Source organism: Aquirufa originis, from assembly GCF_042714495.1.
Lineage (GTDB): Bacteria > Bacteroidota > Bacteroidia > Cytophagales > Spirosomataceae > Aquirufa > Aquirufa originis.
The window spans coordinates 515,910-533,288 of the sequence record NZ_JBBKXY010000003.1 but is presented as its reverse complement, the minus strand read 5'-3'; the positions used below and the strand labels follow the sequence as shown (position 1 = coordinate 533,288).

Sequence of the window (17,379 nt, the reverse complement as noted above, 5' to 3'; positions counted from 1 at the left end):
GTAGCACGAGAGGGGATTTCAGTTGACAAATTGTTTTAAATTAAACAAAGTCTAATGCGTCTGAGATTTCAAATGACTCGGACGAAGATCAAAATAGTTAAAATCAACTCCAAAATCCACATTAACCCAAATACGATTGGGCACACTAGTTAAACCATATTTTTGAATCCAATTCTCTCCTTTATGATTCACTGAAATTGATTTAAAGCTAATAGGTTTATAGAACTCAGGTCCACTCAAAACGTCTTCTTGCAAATTCTTTCCAACTATCGTAGTCTTCGCTAAAGAAACTTGATTCCCTTTCTTATTTTCGGCTCGACCAGAAAAGTGCATTTCGCCTTTTTCTAAAATGATATCTCCTTCCACATCAACCCAATCACCCTTTTCTTCTAACCGAAGTCTAACATCACCAAATTGTACTCCAAAACCTTTTTGATCTAAACCTCTTATAATAGCTTGATTTTTCAACCCAATCGTTTCTGGAATTGAAATCTCATTTTCTAAAGGGACAATAAGATGTGCGACACCCAATTGACCGTATTCCTTCTTCCCGATATAATAGGTGTCTGTACTACACAAAAAAAGCATCAGGACTCCAGTACCATTTTGAATTCGAGGAATTTGATTAGGAGGTACTATTTCCCGAATCTTTGCTTCAGGAAGATTCCAAAGAAGTGTCAATCCGATGGTTTTATCTTCTGGTCGCATTTTCCAGCTTTCTCCATTTTTTATTGTCGCACAACTCATTTGTAGAAATAATAAGCTGATTAAACCTACGCTCATTTTCATATTCATTCTAATTTAAGTTTCTGAATCTAAAATTAATATAATTCCTCCAACTCATATATTTTTACTAATTTTCGAGCTATTCAACTTAATATTAACTTATTACCTATGGAAGTACATCATCATTCGCATCACCCTAAAAAGTGGAAGGAATATATATCAGAATTTTTGATGCTCTTTGCAGCAGTAACTTTAGGATTCTTTGCAGAGAATTTAAGAGAGCATCAAATTGAAAAACATAGAGAGATTCAGTTTTTGAAAAATATCCATTTAGATTTAGAAAGAGATATTAAAGAAATTGACAATGTCATATCATTCAATGTTCAAAAACAACAATATGGCGATGAATTGGCGAAATTATATGATACGGGAGTATCAAATGACTTACCAAAATTCTATTTTTTAGTAAAAACCTTAGCATTGAGAACCTTTTTTCAACATTCCAAAAATGGTTTAGAGCAATTAAAAAATGCTGGAGGATTACGCCTAGTAGAAGATGATGAAATTATCCAACAACTTCAAGTAATTGAAATTCGAGTGGCAAATACCGAAACACTACAAGAAAGTATGGACCTGAATTTAACTTACTTTCGGATGAAAACGAATTCCGTATTGGATGCAGTTACGGTTCAAGAAATGAATATGAATCAAAAATTAAAGAACACTAAAACCTTCAATTTTAGAAGATTTGAGGTACCTGACAGTGTTCGACCTCTTCATTTAAAATCAGTAGATGATATTAACGAATTGGTTAATTTAGGCATTGCCCCTGTGAACACAACCAAATACATAAATGCGCAATTAATCGAATTACGTAAGGAGTGTGTGCAATTAAACAAATTACTGATTCAAAAATATGGGAGTGAGTTTTAGCCCGAACTTTTACTTAATAAACCACCTCAAACGAGGTGGTTTATTTATTTTACGGCAAGAGTAGCAGAGTGGGTAGCACGAGAGAGGAATTTCTATTCGTAATAAGGCAGCACGTATTGGATAAACCAATAAGGCAAATGATCAGTTTTTATCTCTAAATCCCCTTTGTAGAACTCGGCAATCAGTTCGTACTCTTTACCTGAATTATCAAATAAATAAGCGCGGTAACAGAAAGGCAATACTTCATGAAGTAATTCAAGGCTTCTATAATAACGTTGAATTACTTTATCATTAGGTACGTCATGCTCACCTAATATAACTCGATTGGATATTCTGGAAATATTCACTTCTGGTTTATCGATACATACAAAGTAAAGGTATGGAGTATACCCACTTTCTTTCATTTCAATAATCTCAGAAATCTTGGATGAATGACTCATGACCGTTTCAAAGCTGAACGACTTATTTTGTTTCACTAAAAGGTGACGGATGAACGATGCTATGAATGAGCCTTCGTAACTATGTGGCCTGAGTTGCATTTAACCCAAGTAATTGTAAATCGATAAGTGATGATTGATTTAATCTTGATTCAATTTCGTCAGCATTTATAAAAATGCCCGCCTTTTCCTTAATTTCTTGTTGAAGTCCTCGGAATAAGCTACTCTTACCTGAACCGTTAGGGCCAGCAAAAACCCGAACTCTCTTTTTACTTGCCATGTAAAACCATCCCTTTCTTAAAGGAAATTTGAGCTGGATTTCTTTCTACAATATCAATCTGAATTTTAGAACCATCGGGTTGTTCTTCATAAACAACGCCTTTTTCAATGTAGGTTACCACTAAATCCATCGCCTTAGAACGACGAACTGCATTTCTTCCACTAAGTCTTCCCACTTTTACCAAGAGATTGGTTTGGCCTACATCCTTTCTAAATACCTTGTTACTTTTCATAAGACTAGCTTTATCAATACAAATCAAATATAATAATTATTTGTTCAAACTTCTGCATATGATTTCGACGAACGCTAATCCTTTAGCTTATTTTAGTTTAAAAAAAAACATAGCTTTATACGCACAAAAAATCTCCCCAATGACCCCACTGAATAATTCTCTCAATGTTTTCAACGAGCCCTTACTGATTTGTGGAACGAGTCCGATGACGGGGGCCTATCGAGATGGTTGCTGTAACACGGGTGTGAACGATATAGGGACACATACGGTTTGTGCTGTTGTGACCCATGAATTTTTGCAGTTTTCCAAAAGTAGAGGGAACGACTTAACCGTGGATTACCCCGCATCTGGTTTTAAAGGTCTAGTGGAGGGAGATAAATGGTGCCTTTGTGTATCGAGATGGATAGAGGCTTATCAAGCTAACGTGGCACCTCCCATCCTATTAAAGGCGACACATGTTAAGACTTTAGAGTACATCTCACTGGAGGAGCTGATGAAGTTTGAGTATAAGCCATTGACAAACGAGTGACAAATGGCTAGTGCCGATTGTTGATACAAGGCACAAGGTTTAGATTTAATAGAGTCAAAAAGTGGGCTTCCTATACAGAATCTTCCTTTAAAAAGCGCAATTGTAACACCTTAGCATGCAATTGCTGATCCTCTGTAGTTCTCTCTTTATTTTTTCTACGAGCTTCTGCCAGTTCTATATCAGCTAATTTTCTTTCCTCTGGAGTTAGACGATTTTCAGATACAACAGAGTCAGCTAACTCGGCTAAGGTGAATTTATTTTTAGCAGATTTCATACCTTATATTTCTTTAAAAGATTAATCAGAGTATTTGATTCTTAATAATTTTGCTTGTTTCTGTAACTATCCAGTTTATTGACAGCCAAAACTTAAGACAATGGTATTGTTACATAATTTTTATCGTCCAAGAAATTATTTTCAATCTTTCTTGAATCATTTTTAATGTTTCCAAAATAGCTTCTTCTTTAGGTAGTTCTCCAAATACCAGATTTTTAAAGTCTCCGCTATAGGTTGATTTCAACTCATCCCAAACCCTCTCCAAGTCTTTAAAAAGTAGTGCTTCACTCGGATGATGGACTAACCATTGATTGTTGTTTTTAAAACTTGCAACATCATCATTTGCTACTTTTAAAAGCATCTCATCGAAATAAGTTGTTTGAAAGAATTTTAAAAACTCATCTTGTTTAAGCAGCTGATGCAAATCATAGGTATGCCTTATCTTATTCTTTAGATCATCTAATGGGTTTTCTCCATAAGAAAAACGAACCAAACTCATTATTTTCTCACAAATGGTTCTTGTGGGTTCTAATGCCAATAAGTTGAAAGGAAGTAGTCCATTTTCGTTAGCAATTGAGGACTGATTATTATCTAGCATCATTTGACCAACAAATGAAATAATGCTTTTAGTAGTGTAGGGCTCATAATACCCCAGCCAAGTTGATTCCAAAATGATGACATCTCTTACTTGACCATAATCGCTTTTAAATTCTTTGTTATAGGAATGTGCTGTTTTTCTATTCATCCCCATTTTATGGGTAATACCCTCGATTGTTACTTCCGGTAATACGGCTTCTAAAACAGAGCTTACTTCTTTTAGTTTTGATTTTAACTTATTATCTGTTTCTCCTTCACGTCTCAATACGACCAAATCAATATCTTCCGAAAATCGTTCGATCATATGGTAGCATTTGGATAGTGCCGTCCCGCCTTTAAAAACGGTTTCTTTACCAATAGAATCGTTAAAAATGGTAAACAAAGCATAAGTAACCCAATAGTCTTTTTCTACATAATTGGCAGGGATTTCCATTTTGTCCGCAGTAAACTGAACCGCTTGCCTAAATAGGGTTTTGTTTTCGTGCAACTTCATACCATATTCCATTTATCAGTGGTGGATAACACTTTGGATGCTCCTGTTAATCTATACGTTGTAATGGGGTTCAAGGACTTGAAAAGCAGTTCTGTTGTATTGCCTTGTTGTAATTGATCTAACAATGAGCCTACTAAAGCCCTTGTGGCGGGTGGATAGTTTAATGCTAATCGAACGAGGGTATTGATTTCTTTGTCCGTTAAGTTTTTAATGATTGCCAAAAACCTTGCACAAGATGCCTCTACGGTTGCATCAGGTATTTTCTTGATATACCGAATAGCGTCCAACAATTGTAACAAAGGAATACTCTCTTTAGTAATCGTGTTTTTCTGTTTTAAAAAAGCGATTTTATAGCGCTCTCTTATAAAGTTAGGCCGAATCTGATTTTTACCGATTTGTATCGTATTGCTCACCTGTGTGGTTAAGCCCAGTTGGTTGTAGATGCCGTAACCCGTGAGATAACCAGTTATTTTTCCGTTTTCTTCCAATAGGTCTTTTACTACTTGAACCTGACTAGGTTGAAGATTGCCAAATGGGGTGGTTTCAGGTTTATAGTATTTTCCTTTAGCTAGTTTCGCAATTTTACCTGAAGCCACCATCCGATTCAGTGCTTTTATCACCGCTTCTTTTCGATTCACCTCTGTAATAAAATTAGCATAGGTGAATACATAGCCCTTAGGAAGCCTATCTATATTAAATGCTATGTATTCAGTTATTTTCATTCTATTTCTATTGTACAAATATACCTAATTTGTCCAGTTTATTAGCAAAAAAACTGGACATTTTTAGATTTGAATGAATGGTCAAATATTCCGTAGCAGGTAGACTTGGTAGATGACGACATATGCACTTAGGAATTTGATTCCTATTTAAACCAGTTCCAAAATTTCGAACTAAAGATACTCACAGAGGTCTTATTATACACTTTGTTATACAGGGCCTTCTTTGGGTTAGTTAACCAGCCATAACCTCTTGGGGCTTTCAGGCCTAGACTATTTTTAGCTATACGGGTCAAAGAAGTCCAAGCCGCAATACTTTTAGAGATCGATACTTTTCTAATGCCAAATTTCATACCATCTGTTTTTTTCTCAAATTACTTTGAATGATAGATTAACACGATTGATTGACCTTAGCTGGCGGAAAAATAGCTTGTCCCTAAGTGAAAAACTTGTTTAAAACTATATAAAGCAGTATTTTCAAATAAATCAATTCAAATTTTCACAACTTACAATTGAAGATGACTTGATCACAGCAAATTCAGGTTTCCCCAAACCCTAACTGTCGAATAAAGCATGAAAGTTATTACGTGGAATATAAGAAAAGCAAAAGAGGACAGTTTGGTTTGGCAGATTTTAGAATCACACGATGCTGACATTATACTTCTGCAAGAGGTCTTGAGAATTCCAAAGGGGGAAAGATCATCCATCAGTTAGACCACATGTATACCAGTTCAAGCTTGATAGAAAATCTAATTCATTGTAAAACGGAGGAGCATGACTTAATCTTCGGCAATAAACTAAGTGATCATTTACCTATCATTTCCACCTTTAATTAATTTTCCATGTGCAGAGGAAAGAACATATGTACTGAATTAGGAACTGATACCAATGCTTGGAGTAAGGAAAGTCCCTTGCCTAAGCCTGAGTGGATGAACAACGAAGTTGATCTATTTATTAGTGCGGTGGAGGCATTTATAGCCGGAAACAAAAACTTATGCTTAGAGGTAATCAGTCAAATACGATCTGATGAGATTACCGATTGGTATATAGAACATGGCCAAATGTCAGGAAGACATCGAAAACTTCAACTAAACATCACTCCTCCTGAAACCATCGATATAAGCCTTCGTGATCCTATTCGTTCGCCTGCTAAGATCCAGCAAAAAGTCTTTGAAAGAGATGCCTATCATTGCAGGTACTGTGGCGGGAAATTGATTTCGCAAGAATTTCTTAGGTCGTTCATTAAGAGCCTAAACTCTCCCCTATTTTCTAGAGGTGAAACTAATCTCAGCACGCATGGGATTATTCATATCACTTGGCCTGTGGCAGATCACGTGATTCCTTGGAATAAAGGAGGCCGAACTAGCTTAGACAACTTGGTATCCTCTTGTGCTCCCTGTAACTATGGGAAAGATGGTTACACGATTGAGCAATTAGGAATAACGGATCCTTTTGAAAGATCAGCGAAAAATAGTAGCTGGGATGGGTTTCATAATATACCTTATTAAGGTAAAATGGAGAAATTCTTATTTAATTCTATGTTGTTTGTAATTAGGGACACTTACAGTATCATTTTTATTTAATTGCACTGATTTCTTTCAGTTTAGGATATAAACATGACATTAAACTTTCTAAGTTTGTTATGTAAATCAATAATGAATTCAATTTTTAAAACTATGTCTTAAATATTAATAATTAATTCAAAAATGGCTGACATAAAATTTATAAGCAAAGAGACAATATACCCTGCATTGTGGGCCATTATTGTTGCAATATTGATGTTTTTTTGTGGGTTATATTGGAGAAAAATTTCAGGACCTGAAGAAGTAGTCGTAATCAATAGAAATAAAACCAATGACACAACGGTTACAGTGATTCAGTTTAAACCAGACCAAGAATATTTTAATCAACTTAATAACCTTACGAGTAAATCAATATTAAAAAAAATTGAAAAATCTCAAAACCGAGGTAAAAACTATAATGTTGATTCAATTACATTAAGTATAGCAAAAGAATATCAAATGAAATTTGATGCACTCAGAATAAACAATGCAAGAACTATTTCTCCTGCCTCAAATAACACATCATTTGCAACGCCATTAATAGAATTTAACAGCAATAATTCCAAAATCAAAAGACCAAGATTTTTAATGCCTAAATTGGTGGAAGGGTATGTTGAAGAAAAAATCAATTCATTTGCATCAATTTCAATAAGCTCATTAGAATTTAGCAAAAAGGAAAAAGTAACAGTTAAAATTGATTTATTGGATAAATCAACAATGAATAAGTTTTCTCCAATATTCATTGATTTAGTCGAGTCAATTGGCCCTAATCGTGTTAATCAAATTTGGAGCGAACAATATGAAATTAATACTAAATTAAACATAATTGAATTTTCAGCAGACTTCAAACCAGGGAAATATATTTTAACTACTGGATTTTATCTTTTAAATGGACTAAATACAAAATACCCAATCTTTTATTCGAAAAAATTTAATATTGAAATCAAATAACTTTACTCTAAATAAGTAGCATATTAATAATTCATTTAAATATACATAAACTAGACTTACAAATATAAAAAACCACCTCTTTAGGTGGTTTTTTATATTTCACTACCTGAGAATCAAAAGTGGACAATAAAAGAGAGTATTTAAGCCAAATGTACTTACAATTGTATTCTGTAGAACTTTAGTAAGTTTTCAATATCTATATTTAATTTATGTTTCTTTAACTCCTCTTTACGACCATCGAACAATAATTCAAGATCAGGTTTAACTTCTTGATCAAGCCCAAAATGAATTTTCCTATGGCATGTAGGACATAAAACAATCAAATTAGGAATTTGATCTAAACTTATAAGTCTGTCATGCTCTACGAAAAAATCACTTTCTTGAGCATGCATCGGTACCAAATGGTGAACTTCAGCATACTCTTTATTATCAAATCTAGATGTAAAAGTTGAATGTTTTTCACCTTTCAACATTCCTATCTCACAAGTATATTTTGTTCTCAAAAGAGCAGTATTCCTTAATTTTTTATCTGTTTTATACCTTCTTGAAATAGATTTAGCAGTTTCTTGTGATTGTTCTATCAATTTTATTTCTTGAACAACAGTCTCATCATAAAAACCAGTTTCATCATTTGCAGAGTTATATTCAACTTCATCTGTAAATGACTCATTGTCATAACCATGAACTAGACTCAAAAGCTCTTCAGAAAGATATAACCTACGATCTTCAAGTTTTCGACTTGTTCCATCTTTCTGAGAATAAATCACGAATTGTAATGAGTTTTTAACAGTATAAAAACCATTTGCTTGTAAAAAAGAAAATAAATATCTGTTTGCTTCGTGCACAGGAGCTGCTAAATCACCTAAATCATTAGAATCATAAAATTCTTCTAGCTCTTTAACCTTATCAGAAAAATTCAATGCCCTATTACTCTTTATTTTTTCTTTTAAAATCTCAACATCATTCAACAAATCGAAATGCTGAATTAAGGATATCACATCAATTAGGTCTAAATACAAGATGTTTTCATCTCTCATTAAACTTATCATTAAGTCAAAAAAATTGAAACTTGAATTTTCAAAATATTTAAATTTACTCGACAATAAGATATCCAAAAAACTATTAATTACGCCATTTTCATTTTTTAAACTATCAACGTATTTTTTAAAATTCGGATTGAATCTCAAGACGTTTTCCTCAAAATAAAGGAATCCGTAAAATTTTAAAGTTGCAAATTTTCTGTCTAATGAATTATAAAAAAAAGAATCCGGAAATTGTAATTTAAGCAATTCGGCTATTTCAGATTGACTTATTTTTAACCCTTCAAATTGTTGCAAATTCTCATAATAACTGATAATTGCATCTTGATTAAAAATAAAATCTCGTGGAATTGTCAATTTATTCTTATTCATCAATTATGATTTTTTTAAAGTTCCAAGAACTTTTTTTAATAATAATGGAGGTACGGATTCTCCTATCACATGTCTAATAAATCTATCATTTGCCCAATTAGGAATATCCCAATCTTGTGGTAACGAAGCAACAATTAATAATTCTAAAATTGTTAATACTCTGGCATCGGAATAAGTCCCATCAGGTTTCAATCTACCCGGATGTGCATTGCAATGTGAACTAATCTCTCCGGACTTGGTTGTTCTTGCATGGCATGGCAATTCCCAATCTAAACGTTTATATGTATTATGAAACCCTCTAACTTTCTCTCCATTAATTTTTCGAGGAAAATAAACTTCGTTTATCATAGCACTTTTACCGGTTGGTGTATGCTTAATAGCCAATATATCTCTTTCATTAATTTCTTTGGCAAAATGCCATTTAATCTTTGAACTTTCACCTGCCTCTAATGAGGGTAAATGACCTATTGCCTCTTTAAGTGTTATTTGCGCTTCTTTTTCAGGAGCAGGCCAAAAATAATCTTTCTTAAACAATTTTATAAAACATCTGGGCCTACTCTGAGGAACACCATAATCCTGAGCATTTATATCTAGAATTTCGACCAAATATTTTCCTTTATACTTTTTAGTTATTAAATCTTGAATTCGAAGAAATTCTCCTTCAAAAGGAAAATACATCGTTAGAAATTTTGAAACATTTTCAATTAAAATTGCATCGAAATCGAAATTATCAATAAAATAAAATACATCAAAAATTAGAAAATTTCTGCTATCCTCTAAAAACTGTTTTTGATTCTTATTTTTACCAACACTACTAACACCCTGGCATGGAGGAGTTGCTAAAAGTAGCTTAACATCATTATTAATAAATTTAGAAATTGCATCCTTTATTTCCTGCTTAGTAATGTCACCATTAACAATTTCACTGTGTGGATATAGGTGCTTATACAATTTTGCTCTATTATTTATAAGCTCTGCACCACAAACTACATCTATTCCAACTTCTTTAAGATATGTTTCTCCAACACCAGCACTTGAGAAAAGAGATATGGCCTTCATTTTATTTTTTCTACAATTTTATTCAATAACAATGGTGGAACAGATTCACCAATTATTTGCCTAATTAATATTTCTGAAGCCCAATTAGGGATATCCCAATCTTCTGGCAATGACGATAAAATTAACAACTCTAATATAGAGAGTACCCTTGCATCAGAGTACGTACCATCCTCTTGTTTTCTTCCTGGATGCACTTTTGAATTCGAAGAAATTGCATCACTCCTAATTGTAATTGTAGGTGCTGGTTTATCCCAGCTCATTCTTGCATAAGCATCATGATAACCATTTAGTTTATCACCATGTTTATCCTTTGGATAATAATCAATATTGTTAAATGCACTTTGACCAGATGGTGTATGCTTCATCCACAATATATGTTGTTCATTATGTTTTCTACCAAAATGCAATTTGTGTTTGGAACTTTGTCCTGATTCAATAGATGGCAAATGTTCAATAGCATTTCTTAAAGTAATAATATTAGTGGATTCAGTAGGCCATTCCCAAGTTAGACCTTTTTTATAAAGCTTAATAAAAGCTCTTTTCCTACTTTGGGGAACACCAAAATTCATCGCATTTAGAACTCTGTGATCAACTTCGTATTCATTTCCAAACTTCTTTTTTAACAATTCAATTATACCAAGAAATTCTCCTTCAAAAGCATAAAAAAGTTTCAAAAACCTTGGAACATTTTCAATAAGTACATAATCTGGCTTAAGCTTGTCTATGGCTTCAAATACTTTAAAAACAAGGAAATTTCTATCATCATTTGTCATTTGCTCATGACTCTTATTTTTACCGCTTAAACTAAAACCTTGACATGGTGGAGTAGCGATTAGCAACTCAACTTGTTTTTCGAGAGACTTATTTATAAACTCGTCAAAGTTTGCCTCTTTACAAATGTCGCCATATACCATATGAGATTTTGGGTGCAAATATTTATGAAAATCTGCACGCTTTTGTTCTAATTCATTTGCGACAACACATTCAAATCCATTTTGATGCAAATAAGCCTCGCCAACTCCGGCACTAGCAAACATTATAGCATATTTAATATTTTTGTTATCTTTCACCGAAATTTACCTTTATCAAACTTTATTTCTATGTCTAACTTTTACCTAATAAGAACAGCTCAGGGTAAATTAATTTATTAATGCCATATTGATAATTAAAAAAATAAAGGCCGTACAATTACTTAGATGTGTTCAAGTAAATTTACCGATAATACCTCCTGGTTCAAAATGATATTTGAATTTGTACAAGTTTTTGGCAGAAATTATCTCAGTGGGAAGTGTATGCATATCAATTCTAATAAAGAGATCAAGTTTAGTAATAACTAATTTTAAAGTTTTGACAAATTGACCAATTCTCTTTCTTAGTTTATTTAAAACCAACCACTTCCACCTCCCCCGGCATTCCCCTCAATATTCGCTCCACCGGCTCCATACTATTCACCTCTACTTCGAGGAGCCAGGAGCCATCTTTTTGGTCCGTCAAATAATCAACCGTTGCCGGATAATCATCTTTTAGGAACAGCATAGCGCGCATGCTTAATTTTAACTTGATAGGAAACTTCTCTCCTGAATCATTAAAGCCAAAAACATCGGGTGTAAGCAAGACGTGAGCTTCCTTAAATTTATAAGTTTCTGCTAGCATTTCAATGGATCCCATCCGCTCTAGCTTGAAATATTTATTCTGCGCATCCGCTGGTTCATAGGCACAGAGGTACGTATTGTTCGCCGTAAAACCGATGGGTTCTACTAAGCGATCAGCGATCGATTCACTACTCGCAGACTGGTATTTGTGAAGTATGACTTGCTTTTCATCCTTTATGGCCTCGTTTATTTGCGCTAAGAGTTTGGCCAAATGCCCATGCACAATGTTCGTAGCTAGGAAATTAGATTCTTCGAGGGAGGGTTGTAAGTAGAATTTATGGTGATCGTCTTTACGTACCTCGAACCCCAGCTCCGCTAACAAATCCATGTAGCGATAACAACTCCGCTCCGATATCTCTAACGAAGCAGCCAGCCTCTTAATGGATTTAGCCGGGAACGTCTTCAGCAATGTGATGAGCTTAAAAACCCGCAGGATTCGATTCTGATTGAACATAGAAACAGTCTTAAAAACTAAACTTACTATTTTAATTGATTCACTGGCAAGGGTTTGACTTTATTTGGCAGAGAAAAAATGTATTCTGCGGTTTTTTTACCGCTTAATAAATTTTATAGCGTTTGACCCTATTTGTCAGAGGGTTTGCTGAGATTGCCTTCATGAAAAAAATACTCTTGTTGTTGCTAGTGTCTTTGGGTGCGTTTGCCCAGACGGCTGAGTCATATCGTTTGAAAGCTGCTGCGCATTTTGAGAATGGCCGGTATAAGGAGGCGATTGCTGCTTTGACTTTGGCAATTAAACTAAACCCGAAGGACGTAAAGGCCTGGCGAAACCGCGCCATCACCTACGAAAAAACAGAAAAATTCGACCTGGCGGTGAAAGATTATTTAGAGGTTTTAAAATACGATCCATCCGGCGAAACCCTGGGAGCCATCGGTTTCGACTACCTCGTACTAGAAAAATACGAAGAGGCCAGAAAATACCTCCAACAAGCCATCACTCTACTCCCCACAAACATCAACTTCCGCTATAACCTAGCCCTCTCCCACCAATACGAACAGAACTATGCGCTCGCGATCGAGGCCTATGACGAGGCCTTAAAAATAGATCCCTACCATACGACCAGCCTCATCTCTAAAACCAGATGCCTCCTACGTTTAAAACAATTCGACAAAGCTTCCGTCCTGGTAGATAGTTTTTTTGTCGCGAAACGGTTCGACGTAGAAATGCTCCTATTCAGAGGTGACATCAAACTACACAACGGGGCCGTGGAAGCCGCACTCAACGACTTCAATAGAGCGATCGCCATCAATCCAGAAGACCTTACCCTCCTGATCAGAGCGGCTGACTGCCTAGCCGAACTTTCTCAGTTTGATGAAGAGGCCGCGGTGCGAAAACGAATCGTCACCGTTATGGAAAAACAAGGCGAAACAAAAGAATACCGGGCCATTAATTACGGCCTACTGGGCTTCGCTTTGTATAACGCGTTTCTGTGGGAAGAGGCGCTAGAGAACCTATCTAAGAGCATTTCATTAGACCCATCTGCTACGTTTTATTTCTACCGCACAGCGGTGAAAGCGAAACTAAAAGACTATGTAGGTGCGTGTGAAGACCTCAAAAAGGCCCAAGAGCTAAACCCTTCTGAAGCAGAAAACTACGAGGGCTACTTCGCGGATACGGCGGAGTTTGAGGAGTTTTATGAGAGTTGTATGGGTGGGGTGTAGGGGGTGGGTCTCGAAATAATTATTTACTGAAGCCCCAAAGACCTTGTGAATTATGGAAACGATTAAAAAGGAAAAACAGTTTGACACTGTTAAAATGATGAGGGAAATCAGAGACAAAATAAGTTCTGAAACTCAAAATATGACTTTTGAAGAGCTAAAGGCATATATCAATCAACAACTTGCAGATAATAAGTCTAAACTTATTGGACAGCAATAAAGGTAGGATGGTGCTTTTCAAGCACTCTTTCAACTCCCCAATTCATCTCTGTTTGAATTGTTCGGAATTTCTGAACAATTCAAAGTGGCTTTCTGCTGAAATTCGGAATTTCCGAATTTCTTTATTGACGCTTTCTCAATCAACTAACTTACCGTAAAATGTGGTCTTTTTTCGCAACTTTTCACGATAAGTTAATTACTACAAATCCAGCACAACCCGTAAATTATCCTTTAACTTCTCCCGCTGGACTTTAGTTAACTCACCAAGTTTGCTGATGAGTCTTTTGTTATCTATGGCACGAATTTGGTCCACTAATACATCACTTAATTTGTCTAGCTGATGTTCGTTCAAATGAACGCGCAAAATTTCAACTTCAGGAAGCACATTCGTAGAAATAGGACACACAATCGTCGAAAGGTGCGTGTCATTTAATAAATCCGTCTGAATGACCACGACAGGTCGCGTCTTTCCAGGTTCTGTCCCCCTACTAGGGTTTAAGTCTGCTAGCCAAATCTCGTATTGATTAATTTTCATCGATCAACTTTTCGAACTCATGAAGAATATCCATGGAATCTTGGCTTGTTAAGGAAGATTCTTTAGCCAGTTGCGTCTTCAACAGGCGTTTCTTATTTACCCGATTGTATATACTGACCGCTTCATTGATATACCTATTTCTAGCTACCTTCAGTGCGCCCGTGATTTCTTCAGCCTCGTCGAAGATTTCATCATCCAGTTTTAATGATAATGTTTTCATACGACTAAGGTATATATTAATAGTATATACTACAAGAATATGGTCATATTAATGGACTTATTATCGACAAATGGATAATCAGATAGAGATTTATACATCTCACGATGGGAACAGGGAAATAGAGGTACACTTTGTAGGTGATACTTTTGGGCTAAACTTAAATGAAATATCAAGCTTATTCGAAAAGGATAAATAAGTTATTTCTAGGCACCTAAAAAATCTATAGCGAAGGCGAGTTAGACCGAATCTCAACCGTTGCAAAAAATGCAACAGTTCAATATTAGTTTGACTCATACTCCTCCGCAATCATCCATTTCTCCCGCATACGGAAGGCGGGAATCGTTTGCCTTTTGGCCTTATTCGCAGCCACATTCAGTTTAATGGCATTTTTAGCAGCCCATTTAGAAAGGGGAATAATCTTTTTTGCGGTCAGAATGGTGATTCGTTTGTGCAAGTTTTCTAGTAAAAGCATCGCAAACAGTTTTGTAAAACCATCCGATTTCATCGTAGTTTGAAACTGGGCAAATAGCGGATAGTATTCCGTGTGCTTGCTTTTGTTCGGAATGATAATGGGAGGAAATCCCGCCTTCACTAGCTGTAGGTTAATCAGTACCCTCCCCATACGTCCATTCCCGTCCACAAAAGGGTGAATCGTTTCGAATTCGGCATGAAAGTCTGCAATGGCATCTAAAAAATAGCTGGTTTTATCTTTTTTAAACCTATCCACTAACTCCTGCATAAGTGTCGCCACAAAAGCTGGATTAGCCCCTAAATGGTTGCCCACTCGCACCCATTCTTTACTAATTCTAAATCTACCAGCAATTTTATCTTCAATATGACTGAGCAGTATTTTATGCCAACCTAAAATGAGTTTGAGGTTTAAAGTAGCCTTGCTATTCTCCACAACCGATTCAGTTAGTATGGCCAAATTTTTCGCTTCATACACTTCCCTCACCTGCACATTTCGCCCTAAAATACCACCCGAAAGAATGATTTCAGTATCCTCTAAACTAAGTGTGGAGTTTTCAATGGCATTTGAGTTATAGACTAACTCTGGAATTTCAGCCAAGGCTATCTCTTTTAACAAACGCTCATTGCCCTTTATTAAGCTTTCATACCGCTTTCGCAATACTTCTATCTTATCTTTTGTGGCTTGATTGATCATGTTGAGCTTAGTAACTTACCGTGAAATATGGTATAAATATACAACTTTTCACGGCAAGTTAGAAGGGGTTATCGTTTTTTTGACTTTCGTAGGGTCACTCTCTGAATAAACCTACACGCTGCGTAATCAAATCCTTGTATTGAATTTTATTCTTATTATTCAAAAAAGAACAATCAATTAGTTCAGCGGCTTGAGGTAACCAAGCGTCCAGTTTTTTATAAACAGAAACTATCTGCTTTTCATTTAAATTTAATACTTCTCCAAAACGATTAAAATACCCTTTATTGAAGTTTTTCTTTTTTCCACCTAATAAAAGGGCCGTATCATCTAAATCCTTTGGCAAAATGATTTTGACATTTAATAAATCATAGGCCTTTGATAGCACCCAACCGAATTCCGACAGCCACATCGAGAAATTCTTCAGGTGCATGTCATTATTTCCAATGATGTAGTTAAAAAGAGTCAATTCAAAAAAGCAATATTTGTCTAACAAGGTATTGACAGATAAGTCACCAATAGTTTTCCCTAGATTTTCCATTGTCCCTAAATACTTATCTTCTAATTCTAATATTTGCAAAAAGTCAATCATGTGAATTTTAGCATTGTCTTTCCCCCTATCTATTCGTCTAGTAATGTAACATAATTCACCTGTGGCCAATCGGATCATATTAGAAGGCACTACATCAATTTTAAAGAGCTCGGCTAATTTCATCGATAAATGTTCATTTTCAGGCATTTGATCATATTGTGTATTTTGAGGTTTCAAAATATACAATCCTTCTAATGCATCCATAATAGTAAGGCGACCATTTTTGCCCTCTTCAAGTGTGCTTTTTATCCAACCAAGAGACAGCTTTGGTTGGACTCCAGGAACAGTAACAGACAAATCAACAGCGTCTTTTGCTAATTTTTCCATCTCGTCTAAACGATAAGGTAAAGCCGGCGCAGACGTAGTTCCATAGAAGGATTTAATACAAGAAAGATGGTAATCACCGGTATCATTTATCCCCAATTCCCTGTAACAAGATAAACACTTATTCATTTTCAATTTCTTTTATGGGATGAACACTTACGGCACCAATGGTATGCTGACAACAGGCCAAGAGCAACCCCATTCGATCTTTTTTATTTATTCTCCAACTTTCTGACGCAATGTTCAATAACCAACCTTCAGGTATTAATCCATCAAAAAAAGGAAAAAGAGATTTGCTTCTATAAGGGGCAGATCTGACGGGCATTTGGAAAGTAATAAATAATGATGTTTGACTTTGTACATATTGTTCGTCATACACAAACTCATATTCACCAGTATCCAATTCCGTAAGCAATCCGGCATGCAGGTTGTTATACTTAATATTCGCTTGTCTCATCAGTTCCTCTCATTTATGGGACCCACAACGTGTCCAAACATCTGCAACACTTGATTTACTTTAGATAAACTTAGGTTTTCTTTACCCTGCTCAATTTTTCTAATAACCGTTAGCGCAACTCCCGCCTTTAACGCAAATTCCTCTTGTGTAAGTTTCAATTGTTTCCTTCTCGTTTTAACAAATTGCGTGATTGTATCCATAATTATATGTTTTTACATACAAAAATAATAAATAATTTTAAATTATATGTAATTAAATATAATTATACAAAAAATGTATTGATTATATGCAATTAGATATAATTATTGCCACCTCAATTCAATTGGCAGGAACTGCA

General features: G+C 35.2%; 24 protein-coding genes. 6 read left to right on the top strand and 18 right to left on the bottom strand.

Features of this window, described 5'->3' with window-relative positions; all coding sequences use genetic code 11:
* Nucleotides 1-51: 51 nt before the first annotated feature.
* Complete coding sequence (locus tag SKC35_RS10760) at nt 52-789, bottom strand: hypothetical protein (protein WP_377979372.1); 738 nt, start codon at nt 787-789, stop codon at nt 52-54.
* Nucleotides 790-894: 105 nt separating this feature from the next.
* Here SKC35_RS10760 and SKC35_RS10755 point away from each other — a divergent pair, with 105 nt between their 5' ends.
* Nucleotides 895-1,659 carry a hypothetical protein gene (locus tag SKC35_RS10755; RefSeq protein WP_223131388.1) on the top strand — a complete coding sequence of 255 codons (765 nt, stop codon included), beginning with the start codon at nt 895-897 and terminating at the stop codon, nt 1,657-1,659.
* Between the two features lie 92 nt (nt 1,660-1,751).
* Here the strand turns inward: SKC35_RS10755 and SKC35_RS10750 are convergent, their stop codons facing one another.
* From SKC35_RS10750 to SKC35_RS10740, 3 genes are all read right to left on the bottom strand, one after another.
* On the bottom strand, nt 1,752-2,099 hold the full coding sequence (locus SKC35_RS10750; RefSeq protein WP_377979371.1) for a hypothetical protein: 348 nt from the start codon (nt 2,097-2,099) through the stop codon (nt 1,752-1,754).
* 79 nt (nt 2,100-2,178) lie between these two features.
* Nucleotides 2,179-2,376, bottom strand: coding sequence for a hypothetical protein (locus SKC35_RS10745; protein WP_377979370.1), 198 nt, complete (start codon nt 2,374-2,376; stop codon nt 2,179-2,181).
* The gene (locus SKC35_RS10740) at nt 2,366-2,608 is read right to left on the bottom strand and encodes a hypothetical protein (protein WP_269007135.1); all 243 of its coding nucleotides are present in this window, start codon (nt 2,606-2,608) and stop codon (nt 2,366-2,368) included. Before SKC35_RS10740 ends, SKC35_RS10745 begins: the two co-directional genes overlap by 11 nt.
* Before the next feature lie 58 nt (nt 2,609-2,666).
* Between SKC35_RS10740 and SKC35_RS10735 the strand changes: the two genes are divergently transcribed.
* Entirely contained in the window at nt 2,667-3,137 is a 471-nt protein-coding gene (locus SKC35_RS10735; protein ID WP_377979369.1) for a DUF2237 family protein, read from the top strand.
* Between the two features lie 70 nt (nt 3,138-3,207).
* Here the strand turns inward: SKC35_RS10735 and SKC35_RS10730 are convergent, their stop codons facing one another.
* The 4 genes from SKC35_RS10730 to SKC35_RS10715 all read right to left on the bottom strand — a co-directional run bounded on the left by SKC35_RS10730 (nt 3,208) and on the right by SKC35_RS10715 (nt 5,573).
* Nucleotides 3,208-3,411 (bottom strand): hypothetical protein, encoded by a 204-nt coding sequence (locus SKC35_RS10730; protein WP_377979368.1) that lies wholly within the window; start codon nt 3,409-3,411, stop codon nt 3,208-3,210.
* Nucleotides 3,412-3,520: 109 nt separating this feature from the next.
* A complete protein-coding gene (locus SKC35_RS10725; RefSeq protein WP_377979367.1) occupies nt 3,521-4,501 on the bottom strand; it encodes a nucleotidyl transferase AbiEii/AbiGii toxin family protein in 981 nt (326 codons plus the stop codon).
* Nucleotides 4,498-5,223, bottom strand: a complete 726-nt coding sequence (locus tag SKC35_RS10720; RefSeq protein ID WP_377979366.1) for a DUF6088 family protein — start codon at nt 5,221-5,223, stop codon at nt 4,498-4,500. The genes SKC35_RS10725 and SKC35_RS10720 overlap by 4 nt, the downstream gene beginning before the upstream one ends.
* 143 nt (nt 5,224-5,366) lie before the next feature.
* Complete coding sequence (locus SKC35_RS10715) at nt 5,367-5,573, bottom strand: hypothetical protein (protein ID WP_377979365.1); 207 nt, start codon at nt 5,571-5,573, stop codon at nt 5,367-5,369.
* Between the two features lie 489 nt (nt 5,574-6,062).
* Between SKC35_RS10715 and SKC35_RS10710 the strand changes: the two genes are divergently transcribed.
* Both SKC35_RS10710 and SKC35_RS10705 read left to right on the top strand, forming a co-directional pair.
* Nucleotides 6,063-6,728 carry an HNH endonuclease gene (locus SKC35_RS10710; RefSeq protein WP_377979364.1) on the top strand — a complete coding sequence of 222 codons (666 nt, stop codon included), beginning with the start codon at nt 6,063-6,065 and terminating at the stop codon, nt 6,726-6,728.
* A gap of 198 nt (nt 6,729-6,926) precedes the next feature.
* Nucleotides 6,927-7,733 (top strand): hypothetical protein, encoded by an 807-nt coding sequence (locus SKC35_RS10705; protein WP_377979363.1) that lies wholly within the window; start codon nt 6,927-6,929, stop codon nt 7,731-7,733.
* 155 nt (nt 7,734-7,888) lie between these two features.
* Here the strand turns inward: SKC35_RS10705 and SKC35_RS10700 are convergent, their stop codons facing one another.
* The 4 genes from SKC35_RS10700 to SKC35_RS10685 form a co-directional block, all read right to left on the bottom strand.
* The gene (locus tag SKC35_RS10700) at nt 7,889-9,145 is read right to left on the bottom strand and encodes an HNH endonuclease (protein ID WP_377979362.1); all 1,257 of its coding nucleotides are present in this window, start codon (nt 9,143-9,145) and stop codon (nt 7,889-7,891) included.
* Nucleotides 9,146-9,148: 3 nt separating this feature from the next.
* Nucleotides 9,149-10,204: a DNA cytosine methyltransferase gene (locus tag SKC35_RS10695; protein ID WP_377979361.1), complete on the bottom strand. Its 1,056-nt coding sequence runs from the start codon at nt 10,202-10,204 to the stop codon at nt 9,149-9,151.
* Nucleotides 10,201-11,241: a DNA cytosine methyltransferase gene (locus SKC35_RS10690; protein WP_377979360.1), complete on the bottom strand. Its 1,041-nt coding sequence runs from the start codon at nt 11,239-11,241 to the stop codon at nt 10,201-10,203. The genes SKC35_RS10695 and SKC35_RS10690 overlap by 4 nt, the downstream gene beginning before the upstream one ends.
* Nucleotides 11,242-11,581: 340 nt before the next feature.
* Nucleotides 11,582-12,310: a helix-turn-helix transcriptional regulator gene (locus tag SKC35_RS10685; RefSeq protein WP_377979359.1), complete on the bottom strand. Its 729-nt coding sequence runs from the start codon at nt 12,308-12,310 to the stop codon at nt 11,582-11,584.
* Between the two features lie 161 nt (nt 12,311-12,471).
* Here SKC35_RS10685 and SKC35_RS10680 point away from each other — a divergent pair, with 161 nt between their 5' ends.
* Together SKC35_RS10680 and SKC35_RS10675 are read left to right on the top strand one after the other, a co-directional pair.
* On the top strand, nt 12,472-13,536 hold the full coding sequence (locus SKC35_RS10680) for a tetratricopeptide repeat protein (protein WP_377979358.1): 1,065 nt from the start codon (nt 12,472-12,474) through the stop codon (nt 13,534-13,536).
* 52 nt (nt 13,537-13,588) lie between these two features.
* On the top strand, nt 13,589-13,753 hold the full coding sequence (locus tag SKC35_RS10675) for a hypothetical protein (protein WP_377979357.1): 165 nt from the start codon (nt 13,589-13,591) through the stop codon (nt 13,751-13,753).
* Nucleotides 13,754-13,951: 198 nt separating this feature from the next.
* Here SKC35_RS10675 and SKC35_RS10670 read toward each other — a convergent pair whose 3' ends face one another.
* From SKC35_RS10670 to SKC35_RS10645, 6 genes are all read right to left on the bottom strand, one after another.
* On the bottom strand, nt 13,952-14,287 hold the full coding sequence (locus SKC35_RS10670) for a type II toxin-antitoxin system PemK/MazF family toxin (RefSeq protein ID WP_377979356.1): 336 nt from the start codon (nt 14,285-14,287) through the stop codon (nt 13,952-13,954).
* Nucleotides 14,277-14,507 (bottom strand): hypothetical protein, encoded by a 231-nt coding sequence (locus SKC35_RS10665; RefSeq protein ID WP_377979355.1) that lies wholly within the window; start codon nt 14,505-14,507, stop codon nt 14,277-14,279. The genes SKC35_RS10670 and SKC35_RS10665 overlap by 11 nt, the downstream gene beginning before the upstream one ends.
* Nucleotides 14,508-14,787: 280 nt before the next feature.
* Entirely contained in the window at nt 14,788-15,672 is an 885-nt protein-coding gene (locus SKC35_RS10660; protein ID WP_377979354.1) for a Fic family protein, read from the bottom strand.
* Nucleotides 15,673-15,766: 94 nt separating this feature from the next.
* Complete coding sequence (locus tag SKC35_RS10655) at nt 15,767-16,714, bottom strand: HipA domain-containing protein (RefSeq protein WP_377979353.1); 948 nt, start codon at nt 16,712-16,714, stop codon at nt 15,767-15,769.
* The gene (locus SKC35_RS10650) at nt 16,707-17,042 is read right to left on the bottom strand and encodes a HipA N-terminal domain-containing protein (RefSeq protein ID WP_377979352.1); all 336 of its coding nucleotides are present in this window, start codon (nt 17,040-17,042) and stop codon (nt 16,707-16,709) included. The genes SKC35_RS10655 and SKC35_RS10650 overlap by 8 nt, the downstream gene beginning before the upstream one ends.
* Entirely contained in the window at nt 17,042-17,242 is a 201-nt protein-coding gene (locus SKC35_RS10645; protein WP_377979351.1) for a helix-turn-helix domain-containing protein, read from the bottom strand. Before SKC35_RS10645 ends, SKC35_RS10650 begins: the two co-directional genes overlap by 1 nt.
* Between the last annotated feature and the right edge of the window lie 137 nt (nt 17,243-17,379).